Raw genomic sequence first — 14,590 nt, 5'->3', positions numbered from 1 at the left:
GCCCCGGAAGTTGATCCGTTGCCGTGTTAAAATATCTGCCGACGTCGCGCCAAACTGTTAGGGTAAATGCAGGGGCGTCTTTGGGAATTTGTGTATTTCTTCAGCAATTTCAACGCCTTAACCACCTAAAGTGGCTCCTCGGGCAGGACTCGAACCTGCGACCAGCCGGTTAACAGCCGGCTGCTCTACCAACTGAGCTACCGAGGATCAGGCCGCTCGCGGAAGGAAGCGGCTTGTAAGCTGGCTTCGCGGGGAGCGCAAGCGCCTCGGAAAAAAAGCCCGGCGCGAGGCCGGGCTTGAGAAGTCGGTGATGGTGGGGTGTCTTCAAGGAAGACGATGATCATGCTGCGGCGGTATGGTTAGCCGAAGGTTAACGGCGCGCGGATTGCGGGCCCGACCAATCACTTGCGTGCAAGGGAATGACACGCAAGCGCAGCTCGGCCATACTGCCGGCGAGGGGCGTGAAGGGAGCAATGGTCATGTCCAGGAAGCTGTTGATGGCGGCGTGCGCGACGGCCGCCTTGGCGCTGCTGCAGGCCGCGCCGGCCGGCGCGATGGGCGGCGGTGGGGGCGGGGGCGGCGGCATGCCCAGCGCCTCGGCCCCGGAGTACGATCCGGTGCAGGAATACCAGACCGGGACCGCGGCGCTGCAGGCGGGCAAGTACCGTGACGCCGCCAACGCTTTCGAGCACGTCACCGACGCCCAGCCGCGCGACGCCAACGCCTGGTACATGCTGGGCCTGGCCAGGGCGGGCGCGAACGATGTGAAGGGCGCCGGCAAGGCCTACCAGCGCGCGGTCAAGCTGGATCCCGCGCCGGTCGCGCCGCACAAGGAACTGGCGCTGACCTACGCCCGCCTGAAGGACAGCGCCAAGGCCGGCGCCGAGCTTGACGCCCTGAAGGCGCGCGCGACGACCTGCAACAACGCCTGTCCGGAGGCGGCCGACCTGAAGGCCGCCATCGACGCCGTGCAGGCGGCCCTGGCGGGCGGCGCGCCGGCGGCGATGGCGACGCCTTCGGGCGGCCTTATCTTCGCCACCACCGACCAGGGCGATGCGGCCTATGTGCGGGCGGTCAGCCTGATCAACGAGCACCGGTTCGCCGACGCCCTGGCCTCGCTCGACGAGGCGCAGAAGGCGTTCGGTCCGCACCCCGACATCCTCACCTACAAGGGCTATGTCTCGCGCAAGCTCGGGCGGCTGGACCAGGCGGAGGCCTATTACCAGGAGGCGCTGGCGATCGCCCCCGGCCACCGCGGGGCCACCGAATACTATGGAGAGCTGAAGGTGGTGCGGGGCGACATGGCCGGCGCGCGGCGCATGCTGGCGACCCTGGATCAGGCCTGCAGCTTCGGCTGCGCCGAGGCGGAGGACCTGCGGCGGTGGATCGACCACGGCGGCGACCCGGCGTCCTGATCGGCGCCGCCGGGCTGCTGCTGGTCGCCGCCGGGCCTGCGGCGCCGCCGCTGCGCGCCATGCGCTGGCTGGCGCCCGGGGCGGACGCCGCGCGCATCCTCACCCGGCAGCCGCCCGAGTGCCTGCGGGCGCCGGCCGACGCGGACACGGCCTACAGCGTCGAGCTCGGGCGCGCGGCGTTCCGCTCGCCCCTGTTGCTGGGCGGCCAGGCGGCGCGGGCCGGGGTGGCGTGCGAGACCTGCCACCGCAACGGGCGCACCAACCCGGACTTCGACTTCCCTGGGGTTTCCGGGGCGCCGGGGACGGCCGACGTCACCGATTCGCTGTTCAGCTCGCATCGTGGCGATGGCATCGACAACCCGAAGCCGATTCCCGACCTGGGCGGCCCGAAGGCCGCGCTGAAGGTCAGCCAGAGCGCGCCCGGGGCGCTGGAGGGCTTCATCCACGGCCTGGTGACCGAGGAATTCGACGGGGCGGAGCCGCCGCCGGCGGTGCTCCAGGGGTTGGCCGACTATGTGCGGGCGATGGACCCTGCGGTCTGCGCCTCGAAGGGGCCGGAGCCGGTGACGTCGTCGGCCGGCGTCGACGGGGCGCGACGCGCCGTGCGGGCTGCGCTGGCCGCTCTCGGCCGCAATGATCCGGCGACGGCTCGGGTCATGACCGTCGCAGCCCGCGCCCAGCTGGGCCTGATTGCGGAGCGGTATCCGGGCGCGGCCCTGGCGGGGGATGCTGGCGCTATCGCCGGTTCGGCCCGTGACCTGCAGCTGGCCGACGACCGGATTCGGTCCGGCGAATCCGCGCACGCGAGGTCACTATTGCTGGCGTGGCTGGTGGACAGCCTGGCGTTGCAGGCCGCGTTGAGGGCGGACGAACCCCGCTCGCTTTACACTCCGAGCGCGTGGCCGGGCGCGGCGGCTCGGTAGCCGCGCGACCGCCGCACGCCGCCGGGATCGCGTCGCCCCGGCAAGGGGCTCTGTAACAATCGCTGACACGAAGGCGCGTTTCGCGACTCGGCGGGCGCGCATCAAACTTGCCGCAAACCCATCATGGGTGTGAAGGCGTGACGGTTTTGGTGCAACCGCCGGGCGGGCAGGTCGACCTGAACGCCATCCCCACGGCCTTCATCGACCGGATCGACGTGGTGCAGGCGACCGGCGCCTCCGTGTATGGCTCGGACGCCATCTCGGGCGTGATCAACATCATTCTGAAGGACAAGTACGAGGGCGTCGAAGCCGACGCCCAGTACGGCAACTCCAGCCGCCACGACTATCCGGACTACCGGGTGCGTCTCTCCGTCGGCCACGATTTCTTCGACGGCCGGCTGAATCTGGCCATGAACTTCGAGTGGAACAAGACGGCTGCGCTGGACTACACCCAGCGGCCGTGGTCGGCCGCTCAGTACACCTTCGCCGCCAACCCGCTCAACACCAGCTCGAGCGACGGCATCCCATCCCAGATCGTCATCACCCCGCGCACCATTCCGGAACTGACGCAGGGCGGCCTGATCTATAAGTCCAACTCCATCAGCCTGTCCCAGCTGGTCACCATCCCCGACCCGGCGCATCCCGGACAGACGGTGAAGGCCCAGCTGACGTCCGGCAGCCTGCTGGCGCCGTATGATCCCGGCACCTTCTATCAGGCGTCCGTCGCTGCCGGCGGGCAAGGGCTGAGCCTGGCGCCGCTGACCTCGCTCGAAACGCCGCTTGATCGCAAGCTGGTGACCCTGATCGGCCGCTGGGAGATCTCGCCGCACGTGCGCCTGCACGGCCAGGCCTTCTTTACCGGCTACGATTCCACCGAGCCCACCAACCAGCCGATCTACAATTCCGGCCTGTTCGGCGGCGTCTCGGGCAATCTGGCGTTCAACATCAACAACCCGTTCCTGCCGAGCGCGACCGTGGCCGCCCTGCAGGCTGCCGCGCCGGGCCAGCAGACGTTCTACCTCGCGCGTGGCTCCACGGACCTCGTCGGCCGCAACGCGGTGGTCTCGCAGACCAAGAGCTATGATCTGGCGCTGAACCTGGAGGGCGACTTCCGCACCTGGGATCGGAACTTCCGCTGGAACGTGGCCGTCAGCCAGGGCCGCACCTGGGGCTTCTTCGATCAGCCGAGCATCAACCAGACCAAGTTCGCCTACGCGTTCAATGCGGTGAAGGATGGGTCGGGCAACATCGTCTGCGCGGTCTCCCTGACCAACTCCACGGACCCCCTGGCCCAGGGCTGCAAGCCACTGAATCTGTTCGGCTACAACGCCTCGAGCCAGGCGGCCAAGGACTACATCTTCGCCGATTTCCGCGACGATCTCGTGTTGCTGCAGCGCGACGTCGAGGCCAACTTTGGCGGCGATGTGTGGAAACTGCCGGCGGGGCCGTGGTCGTTCAACGCGGGCGCGGAATACCGCTGGGAGCAGTCCAAGTTCCTGCCGAACGACAACGCTCTGAACGGCGTCGGCCGCTCCGTTGCGATCGCCAAGGTGATCGGCAAGTACGACACCAAGGAAGTCTATCTGGAGACCCGCATCCCCGTCTTCGGCGGCAGCTTCAGCCTGCCCTACGGCTTCCGGTCCGGCGAGCTGAACGCGTCCTATCGCTGGGTGGACAATTCGCTGACCGGCAAGGACGTCGCCTGGACGTACGGCGGCAGCCTCGAGGTGTACAAGGGTGTCAGCCTGCGGGCTAGCCGCAGCCAGACGTTCAGGGCGCCGGCGATCACCGAATTGTTCCTTCCGACGTCCAGCCTGTTCTCCACGGCCACCGACCCGTGCGACAAGTCCAACATCAGCTCCGGCCCCAGCCCGTCGACGCGGACGGCCAACTGTCAGGCCGCCTTCCAGGCGCTTGGCCTGCCGGCGAACTACCAGCTGACGTCGAACGTGCAGGTGGCGACGGTGCAGGGCACCACCGGCGGCAATCCGCAACTGCGCAACGAGATCGGCCATTCCTGGACCTATGGCATCGTGCTCAGCCCACGGTTCATCCCGAACCTGACCGTGTCGGCTGACTATGTGCACATCGATCTGACCGGGGCGATCTCCAGCTTCACGCTCAGCCAGATTCTGCAGACCTGCTACGACGGCCCCGCCGGTGGTCCGGCCTGCAGCCGCTTCACGCGCGACAATCAGGGCCAGATCACAGCGTTCCAGTCCGGCTTCGTCAACGCGGGCTACACCAGGTTTGCCGGGGTTTCGGTGGTCATCAACTATGAAACCGACGTGAACCAGGTGCCGCTGTTCAAGCAGCTGGAGAATGCCGGGCCACATCGGGGCCACACTGCGCATGTTCCAGACCCGCCGCCTGCAGAGTCGGTGCTGGGCGCCGGGGCGGACCTGGCGGACACCGAGGGCACGGTGGGCATTCCGCGCTGGAACGACGAGCTCGACGTACGCTACGCGGTCGGCAAGTTCCACGGTTCGTGGACCATGCACTACCTGTCGTCGTCGCTGTACAACCGCACCTTCACCATCGAGAACCGCTACCCGCTTAGCGTGGGCAACTACTACACCCACGACTTCAACGTCTCGTACGACATCACCCCCAGGATCCAGGCCCGCGCCGGGATCAACAACATCACCGACTCGGCGCCGCCGTATCCGACCGTCAGCCCGAGCGTGTACGACGAAATCGGCCGCTTCGGCTTCGTGGGGCTGAAGGTTCGCTACTAGCCGAACGGGGCGGCCTTGGCCCCACAGACCCGGCGGAGCTCGCGCTCCGCCGGGTTTTTGCCATTCAGGCCCGGTCTGCCGCATGCTTGTTGCTGAGGTGGAGGAAATGCGGCTACGACCATGCGCAAAGTGGAGGAAAATCGCATGGCGTTCAGGACGATCACGGTGGCCGCCGCCGCCGTCGCGCTGTTGGCGGGCTGCAGCCGCCACGACCAGGCTCAGCCTTCTCAGGCGCAGGCGCATGGCCTGGACCTGGCCGGCATGGACAAGAGCGTCTCCCCCGGCGACGACTTCTTCGCCTACGCCAACGGCGCCTGGGTGAAGACCACCGAGATCCCGCCCGACCGCTCCACCTATGGCGTGTTCGCCAGCCTGGCCGAGCTGACCGACCAGCGCACCGCCGACATTATCAAGGCGGCGGCCGCCTCGGACGCGGCGGCGGGCTCGGAGTCGCGCAAGATCGGCGACTACTACGACAGCTACCTGGACGAGGCGGCGATCGACGCCAGGGGCCTGGCGCCGATCAAGCCCCGCCTCGACGCCATCGCCGCGATCAACGACCGCACGGCCCTGGCCAGGGCCCTGGGCGCCACGGTGCGCGCCGACACCGACGCCCTGAACGCCACCAACTTCCACACCGAGAACCTGTTCGGCCTGTGGGTCTCGCCGGGCTTCGCCGACGCCGGAACCAACGCCGCCTACCTGATGCAGGGCGGCCTGGGCATGCCGGACCGCGAATACTACCTGTCGACCGACCCGAAGATGGTCGCCTACCAGCAGGCCTATCGGGCGCACATCGCCAAGGTGCTGACCCTGGCCGCCGTGCCGGACGCCGACGCCAAGGCCGCGCAGGTCTATGACCTGGAGACCCGGATCGCCCGGGCGCACGCCAGCCGCGGCGACTCCGAGGACGTGCACAAGGTCGCCGGCCCCTGGCCGGTGGGCCAGTTCGCCAGCCGCGCGCCGGGACTCGACTGGCCGGCGTTCTTCCAGGCCGCGGGGCTCTCCGGCGCCGGAAGCCTGGTCAGCTGGCAGCCCGGAGCGGTGAAGGGCGAGGCGGCCCTGGTCGCCAGCCAGCCTCTGGACGCCTGGAAGGCCTACCTGACCTACCAGGCCCTCGACGAGAACTGGAGCGTGCTGCCCAAGGCCTTCCGCGACGAGGGCTTTGCCTTCTACGGCAAGGCCCTGAACGGCTCGCCGCAGCCGCGGCCGCGCTGGAAGCAGGCGGTGGACGCCACCAACGGCGCCCTCGGCGACGCGGTGGGCAAGCTCTATGTGGCCAAGTGGTTCCCCGCCAAGGCCAAGGCGGACGCCCAGGCGATGGTGTCCAACATCGTCGCCGCCTTCTCCAAGCGCATCGACCGGCTGGCCTGGATGTCGCCGCAGACCAAGGCCAAGGCGCAGGCCAAGCTGAAGACCCTGTACATCGGCGTCGGCTATCCGGAGCACTGGCGCGGCTACGGCGACCTCAACGTGGTCAAGGGCGACGCCCTGGGCAACCGCGAGCGGGCCGAACTGGCCACCTACCACTATGCCGTCGGCAAGATCGGCCGGCCGGTGGACAAGTCCGAGTGGTGGATGACGCCGCAGACCGTCAACGCCGTGAACCTGCCGCTGCAGAACGCCCTGAACTTCCCCGCCGCGATCCTGCAGCCGCCGTTCTTCGACGCGTCCGCGGACCCGGCGCTGAACTACGGCGGCATCGGCTCGACCATCGGCCACGAGATCAGCCACTCGTTCGACGACCAGGGCAGCCAGTTCGACGAGACCGGTCGGCTGGCCAACTGGTGGACGCCGGCCGACTTCGCCCACTTCAAGGCGTCGGGCGACCGGCTGGCCGCGGAGTTCGACGGCTACGAGGCGCTGCCCGGCCTGCACGTCAACGGCCATCAGACGCTCAGCGAGAACATCGCCGACGTGGCCGGGCTGTGCGCCACCTACGACGGCTACCAGGTGTCGCTGGGCGGCAAGCCGGCGCCGGTGATCCAGGGGCTGACCGGCGACCAGCGGCTGTTCCTCGCCTTCGCCCAGGTGTGGCGCTACAAGGCGCGCGAGCCGGCCCTGCGCCGCCAGGTGCTGACCGACGGCCACGCCCCGGCCAACTTCCGGGCCGAGACGGTGCGCAACCTCGACGCCTGGTACGCCGCCTTCGACGTCAAGCCGGGCCAGAGGCTGTACCTGGCGCCGGGCGACCGGGCCCTGATCTGGTAGGACCCTGATCTTGCAGGGGCGGAGCCCGCAAAAAGGGCTTTTCCCGCGAGCGGGGAGGTGTCTTTAGGGCGGGGATGATCCTGACTCCCGCCCTCGAGTCCGACCTCGACGACGTCGCCGCCCTGGTCAACAGCGCCTATCGCGGCGACGGCGCCAAGGCCGGCTGGACGCACGAGGCCGACTACATCGCCGGCCAGCGCACCGACGCCGCCACGCTGCGCGCCGACCTGGCGGCGAATCCCGAGGCCATGCTGCTGATCCATCGCGAGGTGGCGGACGGGCCGCTGCTGGCCTGCGTCTGGCTGGAGCCGGCGGAGGCCGGCGTCTGGTACCTCGGCATGCTCACCGTCCGCCCGGACCTGCAGGACCGCCGCCTGGGCCGCGAACTGCTGGAGGCCGCTGAGGCCTACGCCGCGGGGCAGGGGGCCCGGCGCATCCGCATGACCGTGGTGCAGGTGCGCGACACCCTGATCGCCTGGTATCAGCGGCGCGGCTACGCCCTGACCGGAGAGACGCGGCCATTCCCGTACGAGGACCACCGCTTCGGCGCGCCGCGGCGCGACGACCTGGCGTTCGTGGTGCTGGAGAAGACCCTCTAGCCTGGGCGGCCGAGGCTCGAGCTTCGCCGCTAGCCGCCCATCGCGGCCATGTTGCGCAGCATCGGTGCGGCCTTATCCTTGGGCTGGGCCAGCATCAGCTGGATCAGCGAGATGGTGTAGTCGCACATTGCCGCCTCCTGCAGGGCGCCGGAGGGGTGGCCGCCGGCGCGCAGCATCGGGATCAGGTTGTCCTGCGTCGCCTGCGGCAGGCGCGAGATGCTCTGGCGCACCAGCGCCGTGCTTGCCGCCTGGTCCATCGGCGGGGGCGGCGGCGCGGGGGCGGTGGCGGTCTGCTCCAGGATCTTGGCCGAGAGGGCGGCGTCGCGCTCGATCTCGTCCTTGGTCATCACGCTCTCGGCGGTGACGCCGAACTGGCCGCCGCCGGTGAGGTTCTTGCCGCACTGTTCCGGCGACTTCTGGCGCATGGTCTGGGCCTCGTCCACGGTCAGCTGGAACAGGGCCAGGGTGTTCTCGTCGTTCATCTTGGGGGCCTGGCGCGCCATCAGGCTGGTGATCACCGGCCGCACGCGATCCTCGACGCTGGCCTGGGCCGTGGCGCCGCTGGGGGCGGGGGTCGCCTTCAGCATGGCGATCACCTGCTGGTACTGTTCCGGATAGTACTGGTGCAGCACCTTGATGGTGGCGATCTTGTCGGCCTGTTCCTCCACCGTCGGCCGGTGCAGGAAGTTGCAGCCGCCCAGCGCCAGCGCGGCTGCGGCGGCCAGCAGGCCCCCGTTGCGCCAGCGTCCGATGGTCGCCCCACGTCCCGCCGCCGTGATCTCCGCCATGTCCGCACCTTTCCCGCACTGTTTCAGGTAACAGCATTCGGCGAGAGCCCGCGGCGAGGCAAGCGATTGCGGTGGGTCCCGGCGAAAATCGGCCTTCCCGGTGCAATCGGCGCCGGCTCAGCCTCGCCATTGTTGCGATCCGCGAGAGGCTGTCGCCCGGGCGACGGCGCTACGCGGGGGCGCGGCCGCGCCCCACCTTCCGCCTCGACACGACGCGCCATCGGGGCCGCCGGGCCACAGATGAAACGAGGAAATCGATGAGCACTCCCATCAAGGTCGCCGTGATCACCGGCGCCTCCCAGGGCATCGGCGCGGCGCTGGTCAGCGCCTATCGCGCCGCCGGCTGGCGGGTGGTCGCCAACTCCCGGTCGATCCGGCCGTCGGAGGATCCCGACGTGCTGGCGGTGGCCGGCGACGTCGCCGATCCGGCGGTGGCCGAGCGGGTGATCGCCGAGGGCGTGGCGCGGTTCGGCCGCATCGACACCCTGGTCAACAACGCCGGCATCTTCACCGCCAAGCCGTTCACCGCCTTCACCGCCGAGGACTGGGCGGCCAACATCGGCGTCAACCTGGCCGGCTTCTTCAACGTCACCCAGGCGGCGATTCGCCGGATGGAGGCGCAGGGCTCCGGCCACGTGGTGCAGATCAGCACCAGCCTGGTCGACCAGCCGATCAATGGCGTGCCCTCGGTGCTGGCCTCGCTGACCAAGGGCGGCCTGAACGCGGCCACGAAGTCGCTGGCCATCGAGTACGCCGCGCGGGGCCTGCGGGTGAACGCGGTGGCGCTGGGGGTGATCAAGACGCCGATGCATCCGGCGGAGACCCACGCCAGCCTGGCGCCGCTGCACCCCGTCGGGCGCATGGGCGAGATCGAGGACGTGGTGCGCGGGGTGCTCTACCTGGAGAACGCGCCGTTCGTGACCGGCGAGATCCTGCACGTCGACGGCGGCCAGTCGGCCGGCCACTGGTAGCCCGCAGCAAGGATCCCCCCATGCCGATCGTCAACATCATCACTACCCGCGAGGGCTCCGGCCCCGGCCGCACCTCGGTCACCGCCGAGGAGAAGGCCCGGTTGATCAAGGGCGTCAGCGAGCTGCTGCTGGAGGTGCTGGGCAAGCCGCTGGACGCCACCTTCGTCACCATCCAGGAGGTCGACCCCGACAACTGGGGCTGGGGCGGGCTGCCCGCGCTGGAGTTCCGCCGACAGCGGGCCGAGGCGGCGGCGAAGGCGGCCGGGGAGGCGGGTCCGCCGCCCGCGGATTGACGCCTCAGGCGGCGGGGCCGGGCGCGGGCAGCCGCAGCGCCTCGTCCGCCAGCCGGGCGAACGCCGCCCTCAGCCGGGGGGCGGCGAAGTCCATGAAGGCCCGGGTGCGGGCGGTGGTCAGGCTGGCGGGCTGGGCCACCAGATGCGCCGGCTGCGGCGGCGGCTCGTCGCCGGCCAGGACGATGCGCAGCGCCCCGTCGCGGACCTTGTCCGCCACGTGGAAGGAATAGAGCCGGGTCACACCCAGCCCCGCCGCCGCCGCGGCCGCCGCGGCGCTGACCGTGTTCACCGCCAGCCGGGGCGAGAAGCTCACGGTCCGCGCGGCGGTCGAGCCGGGCTCGGGCGGAAACACCCAGCGGTCGATGCCGAAGTTGGCCATGGCGATGATCCGATGCCCGGCCAGGTCCGCCGGCCGCGCGATCGGCGGATGGGCCTCAAGATAGGCCGGCGAGGCCACCACCACCCGGCGCAGCTCGGCCCCGACCTTCACCGCCACCAGCGACGAATCCGGCAGCTCGGCGATGCGCAGGGCGACGTCCACCCCCTCGTCCACCAGGGCCACGTGCCGGTCTAGCAGCAGCAGCCGCAGCGACACCTGCGGATAGGCGTGCAGGAACGCCTCGACGATCGGCTGCAGCACGGTCTCGCCCGCCACCGGCGGAGCGCTGAGGGTGAGGATCCCCTGCGGCGCGGCCTGGGCGCCGGCGGCGAGGCTGTCGGCGGCCTCCAGCTCGGCCAGGATGCGCCGGCTGGCCTCGGCGTAGCGCTCGCCGGCGTCGGTCAGGCGCATGGCGCGGGTGGTGCGCGCCAGCAGCGGCGCGCCGACGTGACCTTCCAGGAAGGCGATCGCCCGGCTGACGGCCGCGGGCGAGCGTTTCAGGGCGCGGCCGGCGCCGGCCAGGCTGCCCTGGTCGACGGCGGCGACGAACACCTTCATGGCCTCGATGCGGTCCATTTGCCCCTCGGCGCGCCCGGATGCGCCGCCGACTCAGTCGGCCGAGCCGCCGGCGCGGGCGGCGGCCAGCTCTCGCGCCAGCACGGCGACCAGTTCGGCGGCCGGCAGGCTGCGGGCCAGGGGCGCGCCCTGGCCGGCCCACTGCGCGCCGTAGCCGCCGTCGCCCTTGGCCTTGGCCGCGGTCGCCAGCGCCTTGCCGGCGTCGTAGACGATCGGATAGTCGGGCAGGGGAACGCCCTTCAGGGCTTCGTCCTTCAGCCGGGTGAAGGCGTTGGGCAGGCAGCGCGCCGCGCGGCCGGAGATCAGCGCGGTCATCTCGGTGGCCGTCGCCGCCGGTCCCATCAGCGCCTCGCGATGATATTTATCGGCCGAGGATTCCGGGCAGGCGATGAAGGCGGTGCCCAGCTGTGCGGCCATGGCGCCCAGGTCCAGCGCCGCGGCGATGCCTGCGCCGTCCATGATCCCGCCCGCGGCGATCACCGGCAGGTCCAGTCGGGCGACCAGCAGCCGGGTCAGCGCCAGCACGCCCAGCTGGGCGTCCGGCGCCTCGGGATCGAACACCCCGCGGTGGCCGCCGGCCTCGTAGCCCTGGGCGACGACGGCGTCGATGCCGGCGGCCTGCGCCGCCTGCGCCTCGGCCAGGCTGGTGGCGCTGGAGAACAGCACGATGCCCGCCCGCTTCAGCCGCGCGATGGTCTCGGCCGGCGGCAGGCCGAAGTGGAAGCTGACCACGGCCGGACGTTCTTCCTCGAACACCGCCAGCATGTCCGGGTCAGCGAGGAAGCTGGTGTAGATCTCCCGCAGCGCGGCCGGCGGCTCGGCGCCGAACTGCCGGAACACCGGGGCCAGGGCCGCGAGCCAGGCGGCCTCGCGGGCCGCGTCGGCGGTGGCCGGCCGGTGGCAGAAGACGTTGACGTTGAACGCGCCGGCGGCGGCCTGCCGGGTGGCCTCGATCATCGAGCGCGCGCCGGCGGCGTTCACCGCGCCGACCCCGATCGAGCCCAGCCCCCCGGCGTTGGTCACCGCCGCCGCCATCTGCGGCGTCGAGGTGCCCGCCATGGGCGCCTGGATGATCGGCAGCGACATCCCCAGCCGCTCCAGCAGGGCGCTCATCGTGCAGCCTCACGGGCGGCGGCGCAGGCGGACGCGAACATGGCGGCGAATCTCCAGACCTTCCCACGCCACACCGCGGCGCACCGGCCAGCATAGGCCGAACGCGGCGGGCGGATTGAACATCTGGAGAGTCGGGCGGCGTCGCGGTTGAGGCCAGGCGCGATCCGCACCGCTCGTTCAGCCAGTCCCGCCGTGGCGCGCGCCTGTTGTCCGCCGTCAACGGGGCCGTGGCTGAAATGCGAAGAGCCGCTCCAAAGTAATCATGACCGCATCGTCCAAGACGAGCGCCGCCCACAGGGCGTTCAGAGCCAATTGAATTCACCGAATGGAGACGCGGTCATGACCCTGCTCACCCGGATGCTTGTCGCCGTGGCGGCTGGAGCCCTGTTCGTTACCCAGGCCTCAGCCCAGAGCGCCAAGGATGTCGTCGGGGCCACGCCATGGGAGCCGGTCGAAAACGAACCCCCAGCCAGGCTGATTGTTGACCCGCCGCTGGCGGAGCCGTTGTCCCGGGGCGCCGCCGTCATCCAGTACCGCACGGAAAACTTCCGCATCCTGCCGGTTCTCGGGACGGCGGCCGTGAACGTGACGCCGCGAGCCGGGCATCTGCACGTCACCGTCGACGATCTGCCCTGGCACTGGGCCGACGCAGGCGACAGCCATACGATCATCGTGGTCGGGCTGCCGCCCGGCCAGCACAAGATCCTGATCGAGTTGGCCGACCCCCTTCACCACGTCGTCGCGGGACAGGCCGTGACCTTCGTGGTGCCCGCGGCCGCGCCTCACGCGCATTGAGGTACTTGGCGCGCTGATGCGGCGCCGACTTGGCGCTTTCAGGATATTGGCGATCAACCGCACAACGCTGTAGCGAGAATGCGGGAAACTAGCGTAGCGGTGTGCCGCTATGTCCCGGCTCCGATCGCTTCAGCTTCTCCGGTTCGTCGCGGCGCTGCTGGTCGTCTGAGGCTCGGTTGGCGGCCCTAGAGAAGGCGAGGAACCTGTATGACCCCCCGACATAGGATTGAGGTCCTGGAGCGGGCCAGACACCCGGTGGACGATGACCTAGACGCTTGGTTCTCCGCGCGCCTAGCGGACGCCAAGGCGGACCCACGAATGAGGTCTCTTATCGAGGTGACGCGCCGGGCCAGGGCGGCGGGCTGAAAAGTGATCAATCTGAGCGACAGCGATTTGATGGAGCTGTGCACGCTGCTGCAACGGTTGTCGCCAGCAAGTAATGGTGTGCCGCTGGGGCCTTAGCCGGCCTCGCAGGAGGCCGCCTAGTCAGTCATCGCGCCGACGGGCGGCCTGGGCGATCAACTCACCTTCCAAAGACTTGGCGAACACTTCAAGAAATTGCCGATAATGCAGCATGCGCGCGGGGCAACGGTCTGGACGGCACGCGCACCACGCACCACATGCCGAAATATGGCGCGCGCAGTCAACTTTCCTCCACCGCTCCGACCGCAGCAAAAAATGCGACCGAATGAGCCCTGCTGGTGCGGCTCCGGCCGGAAATGGAAGCATTGCCACCGTGGCCGCCAGGACGACACCAGGCTGAACTATTTCCAGGCCACTGCCCATTTGAGGAAGTCCTTCTCTGAGAAGGTCTGCCTTCACCCAGCGGCGCCGAAAGGATGCGGAAAGGTCATCGGCGCCCACACATTGCAGCGCCTCGGCGTCCTGTCGAGAATTGCCGAAGCTGGCCATGTGTACTCATGCAGGGAGGGAATTCACCACCTCGCCGCGACGGGCGGTCGTCTCGTTCCCGCACTGACGGGGATACGGAAGGCCTCAACCTTCAATGGCTTCTGCGACGCGCACGACGGAAGCCTGTTCCGGCCGATCGAGCAGGGCACAGTTCCGCTGAACGCCACTTCCGCTCTGCTCCTTTCGATCCGGGCAATCTCATATGAAACCTACACCAAGATGGCGGCTATTTCATCGATGCAGCTAGCCCTTGCCGGCGCAGATGCTGGCCGGCCGTTCGAAGAACAGGCAGCGATCCAGCAACTGGTGAGCGCGCGGCTTACGGGGCTGCAGATGGGCTTGGCAGACGCCCAAAGATGGAAGGCGAAGCTCGACAAGGCCTATCTCAGTGGCGACTATTCCGGGGTTCGAATGTATGTCGTGGAGTTCGACTGTGGATTGCCGCTGGTTGCAACAGGGGCATTCTTCCCAACCCACACATTTGATGGGCGGCCGCTTCAAAATCTTCTCGAAACTGATCTCGACTTCGTGGCGTTCGCGCTGATCTACAGTGGCGAGCAGAGCTTTGCCATCCTCGCCTGGCATGACGACGGCGATGGCAACGCGGAGGCCTTCGTGAAATCTTTCGCTGGTCTGCCCGACGCCGACAAGGCGACGGCCGCGGCGGTTCTCGCGTTCGCCTACATCGAGAACACGCACCTCAAGCCGAGGTGGTGGGAAGCCTTCGATCCGCAGGCGCAGTCCGGTATCTGTGATCTTCTGGCGATGGGGGGCTTCGAGACCGACCCGGCTCCCGGTAATCTGTCTGTTGGAACCTCACCGTTCCGCATTGAAGCCGGTGTCCGATCAGCCAATTGGCTCTAGCTGACACTTTAGA

Annotated in this window: 12 protein-coding genes, 1 tRNA gene and 1 pseudogene; 10 read left to right on the top strand and 4 right to left on the bottom strand. The window is 69.3% G+C overall.

What is annotated here, in order from left to right; genetic code table 11:
- Positions 1-131: 131 nt before the first annotated feature.
- Positions 132-207: transfer RNA gene (locus tag ACO2Q3_RS08980), tRNA-Asn, on the bottom strand.
- 272 nt (positions 208-479) lie between these two features.
- On the opposite strand from ACO2Q3_RS08980, the gene ACO2Q3_RS08975 reads away from it, so the two are divergent.
- The 5 genes from ACO2Q3_RS08975 (at position 480) to ACO2Q3_RS08955 (ending at position 7,886) form a co-directional block, all read left to right on the top strand.
- Positions 480-1,415, top strand: coding sequence for a tetratricopeptide repeat protein (locus ACO2Q3_RS08975; RefSeq protein ID WP_423306219.1), 936 nt, complete (start codon positions 480-482; stop codon positions 1,413-1,415).
- Positions 1,382-2,338 carry a hypothetical protein gene (locus ACO2Q3_RS08970; RefSeq protein WP_423306218.1) on the top strand — a complete coding sequence of 319 codons (957 nt, stop codon included), beginning with the start codon at positions 1,382-1,384 and terminating at the stop codon, positions 2,336-2,338. The genes ACO2Q3_RS08975 and ACO2Q3_RS08970 overlap by 34 nt, the downstream gene beginning before the upstream one ends.
- A 137-nt stretch (positions 2,339-2,475) precedes the next feature.
- Positions 2,476-5,076 carry a TonB-dependent receptor domain-containing protein gene (locus tag ACO2Q3_RS08965; protein WP_423306217.1) on the top strand — a complete coding sequence of 867 codons (2,601 nt, stop codon included), beginning with the start codon at positions 2,476-2,478 and terminating at the stop codon, positions 5,074-5,076.
- Between the two features lie 144 nt (positions 5,077-5,220).
- A complete protein-coding gene (locus ACO2Q3_RS08960; protein WP_423306216.1) occupies positions 5,221-7,287 on the top strand; it encodes a M13 family metallopeptidase in 2,067 nt (688 codons plus the stop codon).
- Between the two features lie 74 nt (positions 7,288-7,361).
- Positions 7,362-7,886 (top strand): GNAT family N-acetyltransferase, encoded by a 525-nt coding sequence (locus tag ACO2Q3_RS08955; RefSeq protein WP_423306215.1) that lies wholly within the window; start codon positions 7,362-7,364, stop codon positions 7,884-7,886.
- 29 nt (positions 7,887-7,915) lie between these two features.
- Here the strand turns inward: ACO2Q3_RS08955 and ACO2Q3_RS08950 are convergent, their stop codons facing one another.
- Positions 7,916-8,674, bottom strand: a complete 759-nt coding sequence (locus ACO2Q3_RS08950; protein WP_423306214.1) for a hypothetical protein — start codon at positions 8,672-8,674, stop codon at positions 7,916-7,918.
- Between the two features lie 257 nt (positions 8,675-8,931).
- Between ACO2Q3_RS08950 and ACO2Q3_RS08945 the strand changes: the two genes are divergently transcribed.
- Positions 8,932-9,645: an SDR family NAD(P)-dependent oxidoreductase gene (locus tag ACO2Q3_RS08945; RefSeq protein WP_423306213.1), complete on the top strand. Its 714-nt coding sequence runs from the start codon at positions 8,932-8,934 to the stop codon at positions 9,643-9,645.
- A 20-nt stretch (positions 9,646-9,665) separates the two neighbouring features.
- Positions 9,666-9,938 carry a tautomerase family protein gene (locus tag ACO2Q3_RS08940; protein ID WP_423306212.1) on the top strand — a complete coding sequence of 91 codons (273 nt, stop codon included), beginning with the start codon at positions 9,666-9,668 and terminating at the stop codon, positions 9,936-9,938.
- A 4-nt stretch (positions 9,939-9,942) separates the two neighbouring features.
- On the opposite strand, the gene ACO2Q3_RS08935 is transcribed toward ACO2Q3_RS08940, so the two are convergent.
- Both ACO2Q3_RS08935 and ACO2Q3_RS08930 read right to left on the bottom strand, forming a co-directional pair.
- A complete protein-coding gene (locus ACO2Q3_RS08935) occupies positions 9,943-10,893 on the bottom strand; it encodes a LysR family transcriptional regulator (RefSeq protein WP_423306211.1) in 951 nt (316 codons plus the stop codon).
- 33 nt (positions 10,894-10,926) lie between these two features.
- Entirely contained in the window at positions 10,927-12,006 is a 1,080-nt protein-coding gene (locus ACO2Q3_RS08930; protein WP_423306210.1) for an NAD(P)H-dependent flavin oxidoreductase, read from the bottom strand.
- A gap of 339 nt (positions 12,007-12,345) precedes the next feature.
- On the opposite strand from ACO2Q3_RS08930, the gene ACO2Q3_RS08925 reads away from it, so the two are divergent.
- From ACO2Q3_RS08925 to ACO2Q3_RS08915, 3 genes and pseudogenes are all read left to right on the top strand, one after another.
- Entirely contained in the window at positions 12,346-12,801 is a 456-nt protein-coding gene (locus tag ACO2Q3_RS08925) for a DUF6130 family protein (RefSeq protein ID WP_423306209.1), read from the top strand.
- Between the two features lie 567 nt (positions 12,802-13,368).
- Positions 13,369-13,536 (top strand): annotated as a pseudogene (locus ACO2Q3_RS08920) (SEC-C metal-binding domain-containing protein); the annotation flags it as partial.
- A gap of 132 nt (positions 13,537-13,668) precedes the next feature.
- Positions 13,669-14,577: a hypothetical protein gene (locus tag ACO2Q3_RS08915; RefSeq protein WP_423306946.1), complete on the top strand. Its 909-nt coding sequence runs from the start codon at positions 13,669-13,671 to the stop codon at positions 14,575-14,577.
- Positions 14,578-14,590: the final 13 nt, after the last annotated feature.

The organism is Caulobacter sp. KR2-114, from assembly GCF_049446115.1.
GTDB lineage: Bacteria > Pseudomonadota > Alphaproteobacteria > Caulobacterales > Caulobacteraceae > Acaudatibacter.
This window is presented reverse-complemented; position numbering and strand designations above follow the sequence as displayed.